This is a genomic window from Pseudomonas sp. A34-9 (assembly GCF_029543085.1).
Taxonomy (GTDB): domain Bacteria; phylum Pseudomonadota; class Gammaproteobacteria; order Pseudomonadales; family Pseudomonadaceae; genus Aquipseudomonas.
Map to the genome: position 1 here is coordinate 1,764,247 of NZ_CP119967.1, position 20,659 is coordinate 1,784,905.

General features: G+C 60.9%; 8 protein-coding genes and 2 pseudogenes. 4 read left to right on the forward strand and 6 right to left on the reverse strand.

Translation table 11 applies throughout. The features are described 5' to 3' along the window. Nucleotides 1–49 precede the first annotated feature (49 nt). From P3G59_RS07890 to speB, 3 genes and pseudogenes are all read right to left on the reverse strand, one after another. Nucleotides 50–1,552, reverse strand: a complete 1,503-nt coding sequence (locus tag P3G59_RS07890; protein ID WP_277762121.1) for a cytosine permease — start codon at nt 1,550–1,552, stop codon at nt 50–52. 52 nt (nt 1,553–1,604) lie between these two features. Next, nucleotides 1,605–2,026: pseudogene (locus tag P3G59_RS07895) on the reverse strand (nuclear transport factor 2 family protein). A gap of 10 nt (nt 2,027–2,036) precedes the next feature. Continuing rightward, on the reverse strand, nt 2,037–2,987 hold the full coding sequence (speB, locus tag P3G59_RS07900; protein WP_003222717.1) for an agmatinase: 951 nt from the start codon (nt 2,985–2,987) through the stop codon (nt 2,037–2,039). A gap of 441 nt (nt 2,988–3,428) precedes the next feature. Between speB and P3G59_RS07905 the strand changes: the two are divergent. From P3G59_RS07905 to P3G59_RS07915, 3 genes and pseudogenes are all read left to right on the forward strand, one after another. Then, nucleotides 3,429–4,641 (forward strand): annotated as a pseudogene (locus tag P3G59_RS07905) (IS481 family transposase). Nucleotides 4,642–4,685: 44 nt separating this feature from the next. Further along, complete coding sequence (locus P3G59_RS07910; RefSeq protein ID WP_007914510.1) at nt 4,686–5,579, forward strand: LysR family transcriptional regulator; 894 nt, start codon at nt 4,686–4,688, stop codon at nt 5,577–5,579. A gap of 5 nt (nt 5,580–5,584) precedes the next feature. Beyond that, nucleotides 5,585–6,181, forward strand: coding sequence for a DTW domain-containing protein (locus P3G59_RS07915; RefSeq protein WP_277761126.1), 597 nt, complete (start codon nt 5,585–5,587; stop codon nt 6,179–6,181). A gap of 149 nt (nt 6,182–6,330) precedes the next feature. On the opposite strand, the gene P3G59_RS07920 is transcribed toward P3G59_RS07915, so the two are convergent. The 3 genes from P3G59_RS07920 to P3G59_RS07930 form a co-directional block, all read right to left on the reverse strand. Beyond that, entirely contained in the window at nt 6,331–7,692 is a 1,362-nt protein-coding gene (locus P3G59_RS07920; RefSeq protein WP_016985930.1) for an HlyD family type I secretion periplasmic adaptor subunit, read from the reverse strand. A 10-nt stretch (nt 7,693–7,702) separates the two neighbouring features. Next, nucleotides 7,703–9,862, reverse strand: coding sequence for a type I secretion system permease/ATPase (locus P3G59_RS07925; protein ID WP_277761127.1), 2,160 nt, complete (start codon nt 9,860–9,862; stop codon nt 7,703–7,705). Nucleotides 9,863–10,035: 173 nt separating this feature from the next. Beyond that, nucleotides 10,036–11,394, reverse strand: a complete 1,359-nt coding sequence (locus P3G59_RS07930; RefSeq protein ID WP_277761128.1) for a TolC family outer membrane protein — start codon at nt 11,392–11,394, stop codon at nt 10,036–10,038. A 532-nt stretch (nt 11,395–11,926) separates the two neighbouring features. Between P3G59_RS07930 and P3G59_RS07935 the strand changes: the two genes are divergently transcribed. After that, nucleotides 11,927–20,527, forward strand: a complete 8,601-nt coding sequence (locus tag P3G59_RS07935; protein WP_277761129.1) for a retention module-containing protein — start codon at nt 11,927–11,929, stop codon at nt 20,525–20,527. Nucleotides 20,528–20,659 lie beyond the last annotated feature (132 nt).

The following is a 20,659-nucleotide window of genomic DNA, read 5'->3' on the forward strand; positions in this document are numbered from 1 at the left end:
GATGTGCTGCAGTTATCGCGAGCAGGCTCACTCCTACAGGGGATCTGCGTCAGGCGGCCTGGCGCAGTTCAGGTTTTTCCACGATTTGGCTACGCGCATCCGTCGGGCCGAACACTTCGCGCGGTTCCGGAAACAGGCTCAGCAGCGTCAGGTACACCACCGACGCCAGACCGAGGGTCACCGGCAGACTGATGTCGATGCCACCGGCCATTTCGCCCAGCGGGCCAACGAATTGCCCCGGCAAATTGACGAAGCACAAGCCCACCGCCGCGCTCGGAATCCACGCACCCAGACCGCGCCAGTTCCAGCCATGGCTGAACCAGTAGCGGCCGCCCTGTTCGCCGCGAGTGAACACTTGCAGGTCGTCCGGGCAGTAGAAGCCGCGACGCACCAGCAGGCCGATGATCATGATCACCATCCATGGCGTGGTGCAGGTGATGATCAGCACGGCGAAAGTCGACACGCTCTGCACCAGGTTCGCCGCGAAGCGCCCGATGAAGATGAAGGCAATCGACAGCACGCCGATCAGCAGCGTCGCTTTCACGCGCGACAGCACCCGTGGGAACACGCTGGACATGTCCAGCCCGGTGCCATACAGCGACGTGGTGCCGGTGGACATGCCGCCGATCACCGCAATCAGACACACCGGCAGGAAGAACCAGCTCGGCGACACCGCCAGCAGGCCGCCGACATAGTTGTTCGCCGCGATGTAGTCCGGTGCCTTGATCGCGACGATGGTCGCAGTGGTCAGGCCGAACAGGAACGGGATGAACGTGGCGATCTGCGACAGCACAACCGCCGCCATGATCCGCTGCTTGGAGGTGTCACGCGGGATGTAGCGCGACCAGTCACCGAGGAACGCGCCGAAGGAAATCGGGTTGCTCATCGCCACCAGTGCAGCGCCGATGAACGCCGCCCAGAAACCCGGCTGACCGAGGCTCACCGTGCCGGCGTAGTTCACATCGAAAGGACCGGCGAAGGCGAAGATGCCCAGCAGGAACAACAGGCTGGCGCTCCACACCGCGATCTTGTTCACCCACAGCAAAAAGCGGAAGCCGTAGATGCACACGGTCAGCACCAGAATCGCGAACAGACCGTAGGCCAGGCCCAGAGTCAGGTCGGTTTCCGGCAGACCGATCAGGCGTTTCGCACCGCCGATCAACGCATCGCCCGAACTCCACACCGAGAGCGAGAAAAACGCGATAGCGGTCAACAGCGACAGGAACGAACCGACGATGCGCCCGTGCACGCCGAAATGCGCACCGGACGACACGGCGTTGTTGGTGCCGTTGAGCGGGCCGAACAGGCCCATCGGTGCGAGGATCAGCGAGCCGAGCAGCACGCCCAGCACAATCGCCCAGACGCCAGCCTGGAAAGACAGGCCGAACAGCACCGGGAAACTGCCGAGCACGGCGGTGGCGAAGGTATTCGAACCGCCGAAGATCATCCGGAACAAGTCCGTCGGGCCTGCGGTGCGTTCGTGGTCCGGGATCTGTTCGACCCCGTGGGTTTCAATCTGCGTAAGGCTTTGGTCGTTGTTGTTATTCATGATCTGCTCCGATCATAAAGGCGCGCTCATCGTGCGTGAGCGTCACCTGTCTTGGCTAAGGGGATGGCAGCCCTTCCGGCATTGCGGACAAATGTTCGTGGCAGGCCAGCCAATGGCCTTGTTGTTCTAGGCTCGACGCTTGTTTCTTGAAAACAATCGTCTCGCGCTCCTGCTGAAGTGTTGCTCCCCTTGCATGCGCAGCTCGGTGGCCACGTCATGGATGAAAATCGCCACGTCACCTTGCAGGCTGACGAAGGCGTTGCTCGAAGTGCACGACAGCACTTCAAAGCCATCCTCGGCGCGCCAGCTGTCCCACAAGGCCTGATAGGCATCGCGCGACAGCAAAGGCTGTTCGAGGGTGTAAAACACGAAACTCGCATCGGCGCTGAACGCGCCGAAGTAAGTTTCGCGATCATTGCGGGCAAAGGCGGCTACCAGTTCGGCGGCCGCTTGCAGAACCTGATCACGTTCGTTCATGACCCGACCCTCAGCGATGGACCACGCCAGGCAGTACGCAGAGCATTTCGTACAGCAGGTTGGCGGCCAGCAGCGAGGTGTTGCCGGTGGTGTCATAAGCGGGCGAGACTTCTACCAGATCGCAACCGATCAGGTCGAGGCCTTGGCAGCCGCGAACGATTTCAATTGCCTGAATGGTCGTCAGACCACCGATTTCCGGGGTGCCGGTGCCCGGTGCCCAGGCCGGATCGATGCCGTCGATGTCGAAGCTCAGGTACACCGGACCGCCGCCGACTTTCTCGCGAACTTCGGCCATCAGTGGCGCCAGCGACTTGTGCCAGCACTCTTCGGCCTGAACCACGCGGAAACCCTGATCGCGGCTCCAGTTGAAGTCATCAGCGGTGTAGCCCTGCGCGCGCAAACCAATTTGCACCACGCGGTCGCAGTCCAGAAGACCTTCTTCGACGGCGCGACGGAAGGTCGTACCGTGGGCGATCTTCTCGCCGAACATGTGATCGTTGACGTCAGCGTGGGCATCGATGTGCACCAGACCGACCTTGCCGTGCTTTTTATGGATCGCCCGCAGGATCGGCAGGGTGATGGTGTGGTCGCCACCCAGGGTCATCGGGATCACATTGTGCTCGAGGATGTTGTCGTAGGCTTCTTCGATGATGCGCACGGCGTCGAGCAGGTTGAAGGTATTGATTGCCACGTCACCGATGTCGGCGACCGACAGCGAGTCGAACGGGGCGGCGCCGGTGGCCATGTTGTACGGGCGGATCATCACTGATTCGGTGCGGATGTCACGTGGCCCGAAGCGGGTGCCGGGGCGCAGCGAAGTACCGATGTCCAGGGGCACGCCAACAAAGGCAGCGTCCAGGCCGGCAGCGGTCGGTACATGGGGGAGTCGGAGCATGGTGGCGATGCCGCCGAAGCGCGGCATTTCGTTGCCGCCCAGTGGTTGGTGAAGAATCTTGTCCACGGGTAAGGCCTCATCGTCTTTGTTTTATTTATGTCGGCGCACCGTTCAGTACAGGTTCGGACGCCGCTGTGGGGCCGATGATGCGAAATGTAGTGCGGCGGAAGAATCGCTACGGGCAAAAACTTAGTTCAGATTTTTCTAAACTAAAGGCGAGGCTGGGATTAGACTTTGGCGGGTTCAAGATTGTGATCGGCTCAAGATTGTTGCCCTCATCGGAACGCCGCCCGCCCAGCCCTCTCCCCCAGGAGAGGGAGCTGATCTTCATTGCTTTTAAATCCTGAGTTCGACTCGATATCGCAGGTCGGCGTGGATCCTCATAACAACTCGGTAGGCTCCCTCTCCCTCGGGGAGTGTATGTACCGGAGACATGGTGGACAGGTGTTCGGAGACATGGTGGACACTTTTTAATAGACACATTGCTCATCACCAAGGAGATGACCTGTGTCCTGGGAAGAGGTGTCCACCGTGCAGCTTCGTTCAGAGTTCGTGCATTTGGCTCGGCAAGAAGGAGCCAATGTCCGGCAGCTTTGCCGCCGATTCAATATCAGCCCAAGCACTGCCTACAAATGGCTCAACAGGTTTGAAACTTCAGGTGCAGAGGGCTTGATCGATCAGTCTCGACGACCGAAGACGTCACCCAAACGCTGCGCTGAAGAGGTTGAGCAGCAGATTCTGACCGTGAGTGAGGAATACGCGGCTTGGGGCGCTCGCAAGCTCAAACGTGTGCTGGAAGACAGCGGCGTAGTAATGCCTTCGGTCAGTACCGTGCATGCGGTTTTACAGCGTCATTCACGCGTTGATTCAAAGGCCGCTGAGATTAAACCGTTTATCCGCTTCGAGCATGAAGCGCCCAACGATCTTTGGCAGATGGACTTCAAGGGCCATATCAGCCTGGCTCAGGGACGTTGCCATCCGTTGACGATACTGGACGATCATTCGCGGTTTTCGCTGTGTATCGCGGCCTGCCTCGATGAGCGACGTGAAACCGTTCAGGAGCATCTAATCCGGGTCTTTCGGCGTCATGGTCTGCCTTTGCGCATGACGATGGACAACGGTTCACCCTGGGGTGACCAGACTGGCGTTTATACCGCGCTGGAGGTCTGGCTGATGAGTCAGGGCATCAAGGTCGGGCACTCTCGACCTTATCATCCGCAAACCCAAGGAAAGCTGGAACGCTTCCACCGCAGCCTGAAAAATGAAGTCCTGCGAGACCGACATTTTATTGATCTCAACGGTGCACAACGGGCGTTTGATATCTGGCGTGATATCTACAACCAGAAGCGTCCACATCAAGCGTTGGACATGCAGGTGCCTGCTACTCGCTACAGCAGCAGCCCACGGGAATATCAGGAGCAACCCGCGGCGCCGGAGTACGACGATGGGGATGTGGTCAGGAAGGTTCAGGTGAAGGGCGAGATCTACTGGCGGAACCGTGAATACACAGTCGGAAAAGCTTTTTACGGGAGGTCAGTAGCTATCCGGGAAACGACGGAAGATGGCATCCACGATGTCTACTGGAGTAGACATCGTATTGCCCGAATCGACTTGAACTTGCAGATCGTTACGGCAGGTAAGAAGATCTAAAACCGTCCACCATGTCTCCGAACATGTGTCCACCATGTCTCCGGTACATACAGGGAGAGGGCTGGGGTGAGGGGCTTTTCCCACAGACACACCGTTGCAAAGCCCGGAGTAGACATGGCTAACGCTTTACCCGATCTGAAACTGTTGCGCATCTTCGTCAGCGTCGTGCGTCATCAAGGTTTTGCCAACGCGCAGCAGGAACTCAACCTGTCGACCTCGGCGATCAGCACCTACATGAGCCAGCTCGAAGCCGCGCTCGGCCTGGTGCTGTGCCATCGCGGGCGCGGCGGGTTCAGCCTGACCAGCAAAGGTGAGCTGTTCCACCAGGAAACCTTGCGTCTGCTCGCCGAACTCGAAGGTTTCGAGCAATACGCCGCCGCGCTCAAGGGCGAACTGCGCGGCACGCTCAACCTCGGCGTGATCGACTCCACCGTCAGCGACAAGGCCTTGCCGTTCGCCGAAGCCATCGGCGCCTACAGCCAGGAACACCCGGCGGTGCATTTGCACCTGTCGGTGATGAGCCCCTACGAATTGCAACTCGGCGTGCAGGACAACCGTCTCGATCTGGCCATCGGTGCGTTTTCCACACGCATGAGCGGTCTGATCTACATGCCGCTGTACCGCGAACAACACTGGTTGTATTGCAGTAGCCGGCATCCGTTGTTCAACGAGCGGCGCATTCCCGAGCAAGTCATCACCCAGCAACGCATGGTCGGACGCGGGTACTGGAGTCAGGCCGAATTGGCCCGCCACGGCTTCAAACACAGCGCCGCCACTGTGGAAAGTATGGAAGCGCAGCTGATTCTGGTGCTGTCCGGCGCCTACATTGGTTACTTGCCAGAACACTACGCTCAGGCTTGGGCCGACAAGGGTGACTTGCGCGTGCTGCTACCGGCGACCTTCGGTTATCAGGCACCGTTTTCGATGATCATGCGCCGGGGCCGTAGCCGCGAACCGCTGATCCAGACCTTCCGTGATTTGCTCAAAGCCCAGCTCAATCAGGCGTAAGACCGATGTCCAGAATTCAATGCCCGCGCTGCCTGCGCCCCCAAACCCATTGCCTGTGCCCGTTGATCCCGAGCCTCGACAGCCGCACGCGGGTGTTGCTTTTGCAGCATCCGAGCGAGGTCAATCATGCGTTGAATACCGCGCGGTTGGCAGCGTTGGGGCTGAGCAATGCCGAGTTGATTGTTGGCGAAGTGTTCGAGGATTTGCCGGCGCTGCTGAACCGGCCGGGGTATCGGGCGCGGTTGTTGTTTCCTGCGGATGATGCGCAACCGATGCAGGCTTACGGCGTGGCCGATGAACCACTGTTGCTGGTCGTACCGGATGGCACCTGGCGCAAGGCGCGCAAGATGCTGCACCTCAATCCGCTGCTGGCGGCGTTGCCACGGGTGACATTGACCGAGGGCGGGGTGTCGCGTTATCGCTTGCGCAAGGCACCGGGGCCGGGGGCGTTGTCGACGATTGAGGCGATTGTGCAGGCATTGCAGACGCTGGAGGCACCGACGTCATTCGAGCCGTTGCTCAAGCCGTTCGAGGCGCTGATCGAGGGGCAGATTGCGGCGATGGGCGAAGAGACCTTCCAGCGTAACCATGGCGATGCATAATTGCTGAAGCGGCTGGCCTCTTCGCGAGCAGGCTCGCTCCCACATTTGATCGAAGGTGCGCACAAACTCTGTGCACACCTCAAATCCCCTGTGGGAGCGAGCCTGCTCGCGAAAGCGCCGGATCAATCACAGCAATGCTTTGGAAATCGCTAGCGCTCGCGCATCGCCTCAGTCCGGGCTTTCAGCACGGGTTTGAGCAAGTAATCCAGAACACTTTTCTCCCCGGTAATAATGTCCACCGTCGCCACCATCCCCGGAATGATCAGCAACGGTTTCACATCCCCGCCCAGATGGTTTTTATCGGTGCGCACCTGAATCAGGTAGAAACTGTTGCCCTTGTCATCGGTAATCGTGTCGGCGCCGATCAATTCAAGCTTGGCGCTCAGACCGCCGTAAATCGTGTAGTCGTAAGCGCTGAACTTGACCATGGCTTTCTGGCCTGGATGCAAAAACGCGACGTCCTGCGGGCGCACCTTGGCTTCGATCAGCAGGTTGTCTTCCAGCGGTACGATTTCGACCATGTCACTGCCCGGCTGAACCACGCCGCCGATGGTGTTGACCTTCAATTGCTTGATCACCCCATGCACCGGTGACGTCACGGTGGTACGGGTCACGCGGTCGTCGATGGCGATGCTGGTGGCGGTGATTTTCGACAGGTCGGTGCGTTTCTCATTCAGCTCTTTGGCCGCCTCGGAACGGAAGGTCTGTTCCGACTCGTCGATCTTGCTGCGGATCTCGGCAATCGCCGATTCGGCGCGGGGAATCGCCAGGGTCGTGGCATTCAGCGAACCACGGATTTCCACGGCGCTGCGCTTGAGCCGCAGGATTTCCACGGGGGACACCGCGCCGGTCTTCACCAGCGGTTCGGACATGTTCATCTCTTGTTGCAGCAGCGCCAGGCTGGAACTGAACTGGCCTTGCTTGGAGCGAAACTCGGCGAGTTCCTGGGTTTTCTGCCGCAGTTGTTCGCTGAGCGTGCGCTGTTCGCTGGCCAACCGGCGCTGACGTTGTTCGTACAGCGAACGCTCGTCTTCGGCGACTTGCGGCGCCTTGGCGATGACCTCATCAGAGAGCTTGAACGGCCGCCCCTCGGCCTCCGCCGACAGCCGTTCGACCTGCGCGGTCAATGCATAACGATCGGCCTCGCTTTCCCCTTTGTTCGAGCGAAAGCGCGTGTCATCCAGCCGCAGCAGGGTATCGCCCTTGTTCACCATTTGCCCTTCACGGACGAAGATCTCGGTGACGATGCCGCCTTCAAGGTTCTGGATCACCTGAACCTTGCTCGACGGAATCGCCTTGCCTTCACCCATGGTCACTTCTTCGAGTACGGCGAACTTGGCCCAGACCACCGCACTGATCAGCAGTGCTGCCGCCAGCCACACGGTGATGCGTGACCAGCGCGGCGAATCCTGTAACGAAGCGCCGGCGGTTTCCGGCATGAACTCGGCTTCGGCGCTTTTGCCGAAACTGTCGAAGTAGCCGCGATCTTTGCTATCGGAGGAAGCAGACATGGGGCAACTCCTAGACCGCCGCCGAGCCGACACGGCCCTTGCGCAGTGCATCGATGACCGCTTCTTTCGGACCGTCAGCGACGACCCGGCCGTTGTCCAGCACCAGCAACCGGTCCACCAGGCTCAGCATCGAGGTGCGGTGGGTGACCAGCAGCAAGGTTTTGCCTTGCACCCAGCCGTGGAGCTTCTGCCGCAGTTGGTCTTCGCTGCTGTTGTCCATGGCGCTGGTAGGTTCGTCGAGCAGCATGATCGGTGGATCGAGCAACAGCGAGCGCGCCAGCAATACCGCCTGACGCTGGCCGCCGGAGAGCAATTGACCACGCTCGCCCACCGGCCGGTCGAAGCCTTGCGGATGCTGACGGGCAAGTTCGGTAACGCCCGTCAGTTCGGCCACTTCAAGCATTCGCGAATCGCTGATGTAACGTGCGCCGAGCGTCAGGTTGTCGCGCAAACTGCCGGCCAGCAACGGCAGATCGTGGGCGACGTAACCGATCTGCTGGCGCAGGTCGGCGACGTCGAGTTGGCGCAGGTCGAGGCCGTCGAGCAACAGTTGGCCCTCCTCGGGTTCATAGAAGCCCATCACCAATCGCGCCAACGTGCTTTTGCCTGAACCGCTGCGGCCGATGATGCCGACCCGTTCGCCGGGTTTCAGGCTGAAGCTGACATTGCTCAGCGCCGGCGCATTCTGGCCGTTGTAATGAAAGGTCACGCCGCTGACGTCCAGCGCGCCTTGCAATTGCGTGCGCTCCAGCGGCCGCTGTTTGCCGTCACGCTCTTGCGGCAGGGCCATCAGCGCATCGGTGCTTTTCATGGTCAGTTGCGCCTGCTGATAGCGGGTAATCAGCCCGGCGATCTGTCCCAGCGGCGCAAGCACGCGACTGCCGAGCATGTAACTGGCGACCAGCGCACCGACGCTGAGGTTGCCGGCGATGATGCTGTAGACCCCGGCGACAATCGTCGCCATCCCCGAGAATTGTTGAATGAACAGTGTGCCGTTGGTGGCCAGCGCCGAGAGATTGCGCGCATGGCTGTCGAGGCGGGTGAGGGCGCCGTGGGTGCTTTCCCATTTGTGCTGGCGCTCGCTCTCGGCGCTGCAAGCCTTGAGGGTTTCCAGGCCGCCAAGGGTTTCGATCAGCACCGCCTGACGTTCGGCGCCAAGGCTCAGGCTCTTTTGCACGGTGTCGCGCAAACGCACCTGTATCGCCAGGGCAAACATGATCGTGATCGGAAATGCCAGCAGCGGAATCACCACCAGCCAGCCGCCGAGCAGGCCGATCACTGCCAGCATCAGCACCACGAAGGGCAGGTCGATCAGGCTGGTCAGGGTTACTGCCGTGAGGAATTCGCGCAGGCCCTGGAAGTCATGAATGCTCTGGGCAAAACCGCCAATGGTTGCCGGCCGTGCCTTCATCGACATGCCGGTGATGCGTTCGAACAACGTCGCGGAAAGGATCACATCGGTTTTCTTGCCAGCAGTGTCGAGCAGGTGCGCGCGGACCACCCGCAGGACCAATTCAAACCCGGTGCCTATCAGCAATCCGATCGACAGCACCCACAGGGTCGACGTGGCCTGATTCGGCACCACGCGGTCGTAGGTCTGCATGACGAACAGCGGCACCATCAGGCCCAACAGGTTGATCAGGAAACTGGCGAGAATCGCATCGCTGTACAGCCATTTCGACAGCTTCAGGGTATCGCGAAACCACGCGTGCACCCGTGGCACCAGTGGTGAGCGAAGGTCTTCGAGTTCGTGGCGTGGCCGGGCGAACAAGGCCTGGCCGCTGTAGTGTTCGGTGAGTTCTTCGCGGCTGACCCATTGCTCGCCGCCGTCGGCTTCGCTGGGCAGGATCAGCGCTTTGCCGTCGTCGCCGAAGCGCCGCAACACGGCGGTGCGACCGTCATTGAGCAGCAGCAGAATCGGCAGGTTGAGCGGGGAGATGTCTTTCAGCTCGCGGCGCAAAATGCGCGCCTGTAACCCGGCCCGGGCTGCGGCGCGGGGCAGCAGGTCCAGACTCAGGCGCTGTTTGTTGAGGGGCAGCCCGGCACTCAGGCTGGCGCGACTGACCGTCGCGCCATGCAGTTTGCAGAGGATCAACAGACCGTCGAGTAACGGATCATCGAAGCTCAGCCGCGGATCGACCCCGGAATGGCCGGGTTCCATGCTGGTCATATTGATCGCTCCCGTGAAACGGTGGCACTGGCTACAAAAAACTGAACGGAACGCTTGATCGTCTATCACCCCAATCACGTGTAGGAGCTGCCGCAGGCTGCGATCTTTTGATCTTGATCGTAAAAAACAACGTCAAAAGATCGCAGCCTGCGGCAGCTCCTACAGGGAGTTGGTTATTTCAGTTCCGGCAGGCGCGCCTCGTTTTTCACTTCGGTCGCGGCGATTGCATCGGCCGGCAGCACCACCCTTTGTTTGCTCAGCAACTGGCCCATGTTGGCCAGCACGCGGTACATCGAATATTCCTCGGTGTAGCGGATTTCGGTGTAGCGACGATTGGCGTTGTAGAGCTCGTTTTCACTGTCGAGCAAGTCGAGCAGCGTGCGTTGGCCGAGGCCGAACTGATCCTGATACGCGGCGCGTACACGCTTGGTGGTTTCGGCGTATTCGCGGGCGGTCGGGGTCTGTTTCTTCGCGTTGACCATGGCGTTCCAGGCCAGGTGAATGTTCTCGTTGAGCTGACGCAGGGCGTTGTTGCGGATGTCCATCGCCTGGTTGATCTGGTGCGCATCGGAGGCCAGTCGCGCCTTGTCGCTGCCACCGCGAAACAGGTTGTAGTTCATCACCACACCCACACGCCATTCGTTGTCGTGGCCTTCATCGCCCTGCACGTTGTTGTTCGCGCCGACGGCCGCTTCAGCATCGAAGCGTGGATAGAACGGCGACTTGGCGACTTCGTACTGACTCTCGGCCGATTGCACATCCGCCTGCGCGGATTTCAGGTACGGGTTGTTTTCGACCATGCTCTGCTGGGCTTCCGGCAGGGTGGCGGGCAATTCACCACGGGTCGAGGCAGGCGCTTCCAGCTCATCGGGCATGCGCCCGACCACGCTGTAGAAGTTCGACTCGGCGTCGGCCAGATCGACTTCAGCGGTGTCGAGGTTGTTTTGCGCCAGCGCTTTACGCGCAACCGATTGATCGGAGTCGGCGGTGCTGCCGACGCCGCGCTCGGTGCGCAGGCCGATCTGATCGTTGACGCGCAAGTGCGCTTGCAGGTTGTTGCGGGCCAGCGTCACCAGCTCGCGGCGCTTGAGCACTTCGAGGTAGACCTCGATGGTGCGCAGGGCCAGATCCTGAGCAGTGCCTTGCGCATAGTACGCGCGCGAATTGGACACGCCTTTGGTGCGCTCGACTTCGTTGGCAGTGTTGAAACCGTCAAACAGCATCTGCCGCAGACGCAGCTCTGACTGGGTGTAATTGAGGATTTCGGTGTGGTGATTACCGAAGGCCCGGGTGTTGGTGTTGTCGCTGTAGCCACGGCCATACGCGGCGTTCAAATCGACGGACGGATAGAAGCCGCCCTTGGCGACTTTGACTTGTTCATCAGCCGCCAGGCGCGCATCCACGCGCGAAGCCAGTTCCGGGTGAGTGGCGATGGTGCTTTGGATGGCCTCGGTGAGGTTCATGGCCTGGGCTTGAGAAGTGCAAGCCATGGCCAGCAAAACCGCGCTGCAGAGGGGGGTTAGAACGCGCATGGGTGCATCTCCCTGAGTCCTGATGGTGTGTAACTGTCGCCAAATATTTGACGATATTTTTAGGTGTAGGCGTTTCACTCTTGTAACAACAGAGCTAAGAACATCCTGAAGCGTAGCTAAGAAAAAATTTTCATAAGGCTTATGCCGAAAAAAACTTATGCGCTTTGTAAAAAGCGGCACATTGTTCAGCATGAAAGCCTTTGTTTTATGCGCTTTAGGGAGTGCAAGAAGGCTTGAGGAAAGTTCCACTCACTTTGCGACATACGGCGAAGTACTGCTGAAGGGGAGGGACGCGTAGCGGCTGATGAGCGACAGATTTTTGTCACTCGGGTGATTCACCACCGTTACGTAGCGTTAGTGGGTTTGTTGCCTTGATCAGGGTTCGCAAGTGCTTGATCGCACTGAAGTTTCCCTAAGGCGTCACCCGCGAAACGAACTGTCGAAGGTGCGAGCGTCGCCTCCGACAACCCGATTGAGCCATGGGCTGCTTCGCTTACCAGTGCCGACGGTGGTCGGCAGCGGAGGATTTCACATGGCAACGCTCATCGGTACAGTCACTAAAGTCATTGGCCAGGTTTTCGCTCAGTCACCCGATGGCACCAAACGCGCACTGGTTGAGGGGGATCGTCTGTTTGCCGGCGATCAACTGATCACCGGCGCAGAAGGCGCCGTCGCCGTTCATCTGCAAAACGGCCAGGAGCTGACCCTGGGGCGCGACAGCAGCCTGACCATGACCGGCCAGTTGCTGGCCGATCAGGCCGCCCACGTGAATGCACCGGAAGCCTTGACCCCAAGCGAAGCGCAACTGACGGACGTTGAGCAGATCCAGAAAGCCATCGCCGCCGGTGACGACCCGACTAAAAACGCCGAAGCCACTGCCGCCGGCCCGAATGCCCCGGGCGGTGCGCCGGGTGAGCTGGGTGGTGGTCACAGTTTCGTCTTGCTGACGGAAGTCGGCGGCCGGGTCGATCCGATCATCGGTTTTCCTACTGCCGGGTTCGGCGGTATTCCCGAATTCCCCGAAGAGCGCCACAACGCCGTGATTGATAACGGCAATGACACCCCGGCAATCGTGGTGCCGCCACCGGTCAACAATCCGGTAACCCTCACCGGCCTGGCCGTGCCCGGTGGCGAGCTGAATCTCAATGAAGCCAATTTGCCTGACGGCTCGGCCGCCAATCCAGGCGCGCTCACCCAAAGCGGCAGCTTCACCGTGTCGGCACCGGATGGTCTGACCAGCCTGAGCATCGGCGGCATCAACGTTATCGTTGGCGGTGTGCCGATCGGCTTCCCGCAATCGATCACCTCGCAACTGGGCAACACCCTGACCATCACCGGGTACAACCCGGCGACTGGCGTTGTCAGCTACAGCTACACCCTCAATGGCAACGAAAGCCATGCGGCCGGCGACGGTGCCAACAATCTCAGCGAACAGTTCACCGTGATTGCCGGCGACAGCAATGGCGACACGGCGACCGGCACGCTCGACGTCAACATCACCGACGACGTACCGAAAGCGTTTGACGACAGCAATGGCACAGCGTCTGAAACTCAACTGACGCTGACCGGCAACGTCCTGACCAATGACGTGCAAGGCGCCGACCGCGTGCCTGGCGGGCCCGTAACCCCGGGCACGTTCACCGGCACTTACGGCACCTTGGTGCTGAATGCCAATGGCACTTACACCTACACTCTGAACACCAACGATGCCGACTTCAAAAACCTCCACGGCGGCGGCAATGGCACGGAAACCTTTGCCTACACCCTCACCGACTCCGACGGTGATACCAGCACGGCGAATCTGGTTTTGCAGATCCACAACAATGACGATCCGGTGGTCATCAATGGCCTGAACGTCGAAGGCGGAGAGTTGACGGTCTACGAGAAAAATCTCAGTGACGGCAGCACACCGGATGCCGCCGCGCTGACCCAAAACGGCACGTTCACCATCACCGCACTGGATGGCGTCACCACGTTGACCGTGGGCGGCATCGCCGTGGTCACCAACGGCGTGGCTGCAGGCTTCCCGCAATCGGTCACCACCCCGCTGGGCAGCACACTCACCATCACCGGTTTCAACGCCACCACCGGCGTGGTCAGCTACAGCTACACCCTGGTCGACAACGAAGCGCACCCAACCGCCAACGGTGCGAACAATCTGCCTGAGCAGTTCGCCGTCACCGTGGTCGATGACAACGGCACCACTGCCAATGCCACCCTTGACGTGAATATCGTCGACGACCTGCCAAAAGCGGTCGATGACAGCAATCCATCGACGGCCTCTGAAACCTTGCTGACCTTGACCGGCAATGTCCTGACCAACGATGTGCAAGGTGCGGATCGCGTACCCAGCGGTCCCGTTACGCCCGGCACATTCACCGGGACTTACGGCACCTTGGTACTCAATGCCAACGGCACGTACACCTACACGCTGAACACCACTGATGCCGACTTCAAAAACCTCCACGGCGGCGGCAACGGCACGGAAACTTTCGCCTACACCATCACCGATTCCGATGGCGATACCAGCACCGCCAACCTCGTCCTGCAGATCCACAACAATGACGATCCAGTGATCATCAATGGTCTGGATGTGAACGGTGGTGAACTCACTGTTTACGAGAAAAACCTCAGCGATGGCAGTGCACCGGACTCCACCGCGCTTACCCAAAGCGGCACGTTCACCATCACTGCTCTCGACGGCGTGACGACCCTGACCGTCGGCGGCATCGCTGTCGTCACCAACGGCGTGGCCGCCGGTTTCCCGCAGTCGGTCACCACGCCATTGGGCAGCACACTGACCATCACCGGTTTCAACGCCACCACTGGCGTGGTCAGTTACAGCTACACCCTGGTCGACAACGAAGCGCACCCGAACGCCAACGGTGCGAACAATCTGCCTGAGCAATTCGCCGTTACCGTGGTCGATGACAACGGCACCACGGCCAACGCCACCCTCGATGTGAACATCATCGACGACCTGCCAAAAGCGGTGGATGACAGCAACACCGGCACCGCATCGGAAACCTTGCTGACCCTGACCGGCAATGTCCTGACCAACGATGTGCAAGGCGCCGACCGAGTACCCACCGGACCAGTGACCCCGGGCACCTTCACCGGGACTTACGGCACCTTGGTACTCAACGCCAACGGCACGTACACCTACACGCTGAACACCACTGATGCCGACTTCAAAAACCTCCACGGCGGCGGCAACGGCACGGAAACTTTCGCCTACACCATTACCGATTCCGACGGCGATACCAGCACCGCCAACCTCGTCCTGCAGATCCACAACAACGACGATCCAGTGGTCATCAGCGGCCTCGACGTCAATGGCGGCGAACTGACCGTTTACGAGAAAAACCTCACTGACGGCAGCGCACCGGACTCCACTGCGCTGACTCAAAACGGCACGTTCACCATTACCGCTCTGGACGGCGTCACCACCCTGACCATTGGCGGCATCGCCGTCGTCACCAATGGCGTCGCCGCAGGCTTTCCGCAATCCGTGACCACGCCGCTCGGCAGTACGCTGACCATCACCGGTTTCAACGCCGCAACCGGCGTGGTCAGTTACAGCTACACGCTGGTCGACAACGAAGCGCATCCAACCGCCAACGGCGCGAACAATCTGCCAGAGCAGTTCGCCGTGACGGTGGTCGACGACAACGGCACCACGGCCAACGCGACGCTCGATGTGAACATCATCGACGACCTGCCAAAAGCCGTGGACGACAGCAACACCACCACCGCTTCGGAAAGCCAACTGACGCTGACCGGTAACGTGCTGACCAACGACGTGCAAGGCGCCGACCGAGTAACCACCGGCCCGGTCACCGCCGGTACATTCACCGGGACTTACGGCACGCTGGTGCTGAACGCCAACGGCACCTACACCTACACGCTGAACACCAACGATGCCGACTTCAAAAACCTCCACGGCGGCGGCAACGGCACGGAAACCTTCACCTACACCATCACCGATTCCGACGGCGACACCAGCACCGCCAACCTCGTCTTGCAGATCCACAACAACGACGATCCGGTGATCCTCAATGGCCTGGATGTGAACGGGGGCGAACTCACCGTCTACGAGAAAAACCTCAGTGACGGCACCAGCCCTGACACGCCGGCCCTGACCCAAAGCGGCACGTTCACCGTCACCGCTCTGGATGGTCTGCAAACCCTGAGTGTGGGCGGCATCAACGTGGTCACCGGCGGCGTCGCCGCAGGGTTCCCGCAATCGGTGACCACGCCATTGGGCAGCACGTTGACCATTACCGGTTACAACCCTGCCACGGGTGTGGTCAGTTACAGCTACACCCTGGTCGACAACGAGACTCACCCGAACGCCAACGGCGCCAACAGCATCACCGAGAACTTCAACGTCGTCGCCACCGACACTGATGGCAGCACGGCCAGCGGCCAGATCAACGTCAACATCGTCGATGATTTGCCAAGCGCCCATCCTGACGCCGCATCGGTGGCGGAGGGCGGCACCGTCAGTGGCAACGTGCTGGACAACGACATTGGTGGCGCCGATGGCCCGGCCGTAACCGGCGCAGTGGTCGGCGTGCGCGCCGGCGCCGATACATCAACGTCGGCCATTGGCGGCCTCAACAGCAACATCAATGGCACCTACGGTTACCTGACCCTGGACGCCAATGGCAACGCCGTTTACCACAGCAATCCCAACGCCGTGAGCGGTCCGGGCGCGGTGGATGTGTTCACCTATACCGTGCGCGATTCCGACGGTGATGAAAGCACCACCACCATCACCATCGATGTCGCCAACAGCAAACTGAACGCAACCAGCGACACCGACGTCACCGTTTACGAGAAAGCCCTCGACCTGACCAAGGACGGTGCGGATCTGGCGCCCGGTACGGTCACCGGCAGCGACCCGACCAGCACCGGCGAAACTGCGTCTGGCACGCTGGTCGGCTCGGTCACCGGGGCCGTCGGTGCGATCAGTTACGCGCTGGTTGGCAGCGCCACCGGCAACTACGGGCAGATCGTCCTCAACCCCAACGGCACCTACACCTATACGCTGACATCGCCGGCGACCACCACGCCGCATGCCGACGACGGTGCCAACACCCTGACCGAAACCTTCACCTATCAGGCCACCGACTCGCTGGGCAACGTGGTCACCAGCACCATTGTCGTCAGCATCGTCGATGACGTGCCGAAAGCGGTCAATGACAGCAACGCCAACACCGCTTCGGAAACTCAACTGACCCTGACCGGCAACGTGCTGACCAACGACGTGCAAGGTGCCGATGTCGTCGCGACCGGGCCGAATGCCGGCCCGATCACGCCCGCTACCCTTGTCGGTACTTACGGCACGTTGGTGCTCAACGCCAACGGCACTTACACCTACACGCTGAACCCCAACGACGCCGACTTCAAAAACCTGCACGGCGGTGGCAACGGCACCGAGACCTTCAGCTACACCCTGACCGATGCCGACGGCGATACCAGCACCGCCAACCTGGTGCTGAACATCCACAACAATGACGATCCGGTGGTACTCAACGGCCTCGACGTCAACGGCGGCGAACTCACCGTCTACGAGAAAAACCTCAGCGACGGCACCAGCCCCGACACCCCGGCGCTGACCCAGAGCGGCACCTTCACCGTCACCGCCCTCGATGGCCTGCAAACCCTCACCGTCGGTGGCATTGCCGTAGTGACCAATGGCGTGGCCGCAGGCTTCCCGCAGTCGGTCGTCTCGCCGCTGGGCAGCACGTTCACCATCACCGGTTACAACCCGGCGACCGGCGTGGTCAGCTACAGCTACACGTTGGTGGATAACGAAACCCACCCGAACGCCAACGGTGCCAACAGCATCACCGAGAACTTCAACGTGGTGGCCACCGACACCGACGGCAGCACCGCCAGCGGCCAGATCAACGTCAACATCATCGATGACCTGCCCACCGCCAAACCCGACACCGGCTCGGTGGCGGAAGGCGGCACGGTCAATCTCAGCGTGCTCGGCAATGACGTCAGCGGTGCCGATGGCGCGGCCACGGTGGTCGGCGTGCGTGCCGGCAGCAACACCGGCACCTCGGCCATCGGTGGCCTCAACAGCAACATCAACGGCGCCTACGGTTACCTGACCCTGGACGCGGCGGGCAACGCCGTTTACCACAGCAATCCGAACTCGGTGAGCCCACCCGGCGCTACCGACACCTTCACCTACACCATCCGCGACAGCGACGGCGATGAAAGCACTACCACCATCACGGTCAATGTCGCCGACAGCAAACTGGTAGCCTCGGTCGATCAGGACGTGACGGTCTACGAGAAAGCTCTCGACCTGACCAAGGACGGCCAGGATCTGGCCCCCGGCACGGTCACCGGCAGCGATCCGAGCAATACCGGTGAAACTGCCACCGGCACACTGGTCGGCGCGGTCACTGGCGGCACGGGCGCGATCACTTACACCCTGGTTGGCAGCGCCACCGGCACTTACGGGCAGATCCAGCTCAACGCTGACGGCACTTACACCTACACGCTGACCTCAGCGCCGAAAACCACGCCGAACGCCAACGACGGGCCGAACACCCTGAGCGAAAGCTTCACCTACAAAGCCACCGATGCGCTGGGCAACAGCACCACCAGCACCCTCGTGGTCAACATCGTCGATGACGTGCCCAAAGCTGTGGCGTCGGAGCGTTCGGTGACGGCGGTGGAGATCGACTCCAACATCCTGATCGTTCTCGACATCTCCGGCAGTATGGCCGACGCCTCCGGCGTGCCGGGTCTGTCGCGGCTGGCGCTGGCCAAGCAGGCGATCAGTGCCTTGCTCGACAAGTACGACGACCTCGGCGATGTGAAAGTGCAGCTCGTCACCTTCAGCAGCAATGCGACTGACCGGACGACGGTGTGGGTGGATGTGGCGACGGCCAAGACCTTGCTCGCCGGCTTGACTGCCGGCGGCGGCACCAACTACGACGCCGCCGTGGCGACCATGTACAACGCGTTCAACACCTCAGGCAAACTCACCGGGGCACAGAACGTCGGCTACTTCTTCTCCGACGGCAAACCCAACGAGGGCGATATCGGCACTGCCGACGAAGCGACGTTAAAAGCCTTCCTCGATGCCAACAACATCAAGAACTACGCGATTGGCCTGGGCAGTGGCGTCAGCAATGCCAACCTCGATCCACTGGCGTACGACGGCATCACGCATACCAACACCAATGCGGTGGTGGTGACTGATCTCAACCAGCTCAACTCGGTGTTGTCGGGCACTGTCGAAGGCGCGCCGGTCACCGGTTCGCTGCTGGGCGAGGGCGGTACGTTCGGCGCTGATGGCGGCTTCATCAAATCCATCGTGGTCGACGGCACCACCTACACATACGATCCGAAGGCCAACGGCGGCCAGGGTTCGCTGACGCCAAGCGGCGGCGTCAACCACGGCACCTTCAACACCGTGAACAACACGCTGAGCATCGCCACCAACAACAGCGGCACGCTGGTGATCAACCTCGACACCGGCGACTACAGCTACACCTCGCAAAAAACCACTGCGGTGGTGATCACCGAAAACATCGGCTTCACCGTCAGCGACAACGACGGCGACCTTGCCAGCTCGACGCTGACCGTGAAAGTCATCCCCAACGCGCCGCCGGTGGCGGTGGACGACCACATCATCACCAACGTGCTGTCGAGCAATATTGTGGTGCCGGGCGAGCTGCTGCTGGCCAATGACACCGATCCGAATGGCGATACCCTCAACGCCACGCCAACCAGCTTCAATACCGGTTGGGCGGCGAAGGGCGCGGACTTCACCGGCAGCGGCGCGATCACCTTCAACGGCACCGGCAACACGGCGGCCAACCAGAACCTCGCCGATGTGCGCAATGCGTTCGCTGCCAACACTGCAGCCATGACGGCGGTGCTGGTGGTCAGCGGCTACCTCGGTGCGGTGACCAACGCCAATGCCAACGATGAAGACCTGATCACCGTCAAACTGAAACAGGGCGAGACCCTCAATCTCGATCACAACCTGGCGGCCGGGCATGTCACGCTGGAGTATTCACTCAACGGCGGGGCGTTCGTCAGCATCGCCGACGGCGGCACCATCACTGCCAGCGCCGACGGCACCTATCAGATCCACGTGACCAACATCACCAACACCAGCGGCAGCAACACCAACGCTGCGGAAAACTATCAACTGACCATGACGGTCAACTACGCCGGCGCCCATGACGTGACCCCGGACTACCACGGCACCTACACCGCCAACGACAACCATGGCGGCAGCGATACCGCCGCCGTGACCATCACTTATCAGGATGGCCACACCCTCACCGGCACCTCGGGGGATGACGTGTTGGTGGCGGGCACTGGCGACAACATCCTCAACGGTGGCGACGGCAACGATGTGCTCACCGCAGGCTCGGGCAACAACGAACTGCACGGCGGTGCGGGTAATGACTTGCTCTACAGCGGCCCGGGCAATGACCTGCTCGACGGTGGCACTGGCATCGACACCGCGAGCTACGCCCACGCCACGGCCGGGGTCACGGTCAACCTCGGCCTGCTCGGTGCACAAAACACCGTCGGCGCGGGGACGGACACCCTGACCGGCATCGAAAACCTCGTCGGCTCGAACTTCAACGACACCCTGACCGGCGACAACAATAACAACGTGATCAACGGCGGCCTCGGTAACGACATCCTCAACGGTGGCGGCGGCGATGACCTGCTGATCGGCGGTCTGGGCAACAACACGATGACCGGCGGGGCAGGGGCCGACACCTTCCAGTGGCTCAAAGGCAACAGCGGCCACGACCTGATCACCGACTTCACCCCCGGCACCGACAAGCTCGACCTGTCGCAACTGCTGCAAGGTGAAAACGGCACTACCGCGTCGCTGGATGATTACCTGCACTTCACCGTCAGCGGCAGCGGCGCCTCGGTGCTCACCAGCATCGATGTCAGCGCCATGGCCGGCGCCACGCCGAACCAGACCATCGACCTGGCCGGCGTCAACCTGGCCAGTCACTACGGCGTGACGCCGGGAGCGGGCGGGGTGGTGGCTGGCGGGCATGACACCGCGACGATCATCAGCGGCATGCTGAATGATCATTCGTTGAAGGTGGATACGGTGTGATCTGAGGCCGGAAACGACAAAACCCGCCGTCCCGATCATCGGGGCGGCGGGTTTTTTCTGCCTGACGTGATCGTTCCCATGCACTGCGTGGGAATGCAGCCCGGGACGCTCTGCGTCCCTTCCAGAGCCGAA

What these genes read in the sequence shown, in the direction of transcription:
- P3G59_RS07920 (WP_016985930.1), bottom strand. Translation starts at nt 7,692, where the DNA reads ATGTCTGCTTCCTCCGATAGCAAAGATCGCGGCTACTTCGACAGTTTC.
- P3G59_RS07925 (WP_277761127.1), bottom strand. Translation starts at nt 9,862, where the DNA reads ATGACCAGCATGGAACCCGGCCATTCCGGGGTCGATCCGCGGCTGAGC.
- P3G59_RS07915 (WP_277761126.1), top strand. Translation starts at nt 5,585, where the DNA reads ATGTCCAGAATTCAATGCCCGCGCTGCCTGCGCCCCCAAACCCATTGC.
- P3G59_RS07935 (WP_277761129.1), top strand. Translation starts at nt 11,927, where the DNA reads ATGGCAACGCTCATCGGTACAGTCACTAAAGTCATTGGCCAGGTTTTC.
- P3G59_RS07910 (WP_007914510.1), top strand. Translation starts at nt 4,686, where the DNA reads ATGGCTAACGCTTTACCCGATCTGAAACTGTTGCGCATCTTCGTCAGC.
- P3G59_RS07930 (WP_277761128.1), bottom strand. Translation starts at nt 11,394, where the DNA reads ATGCGCGTTCTAACCCCCCTCTGCAGCGCGGTTTTGCTGGCCATGGCT.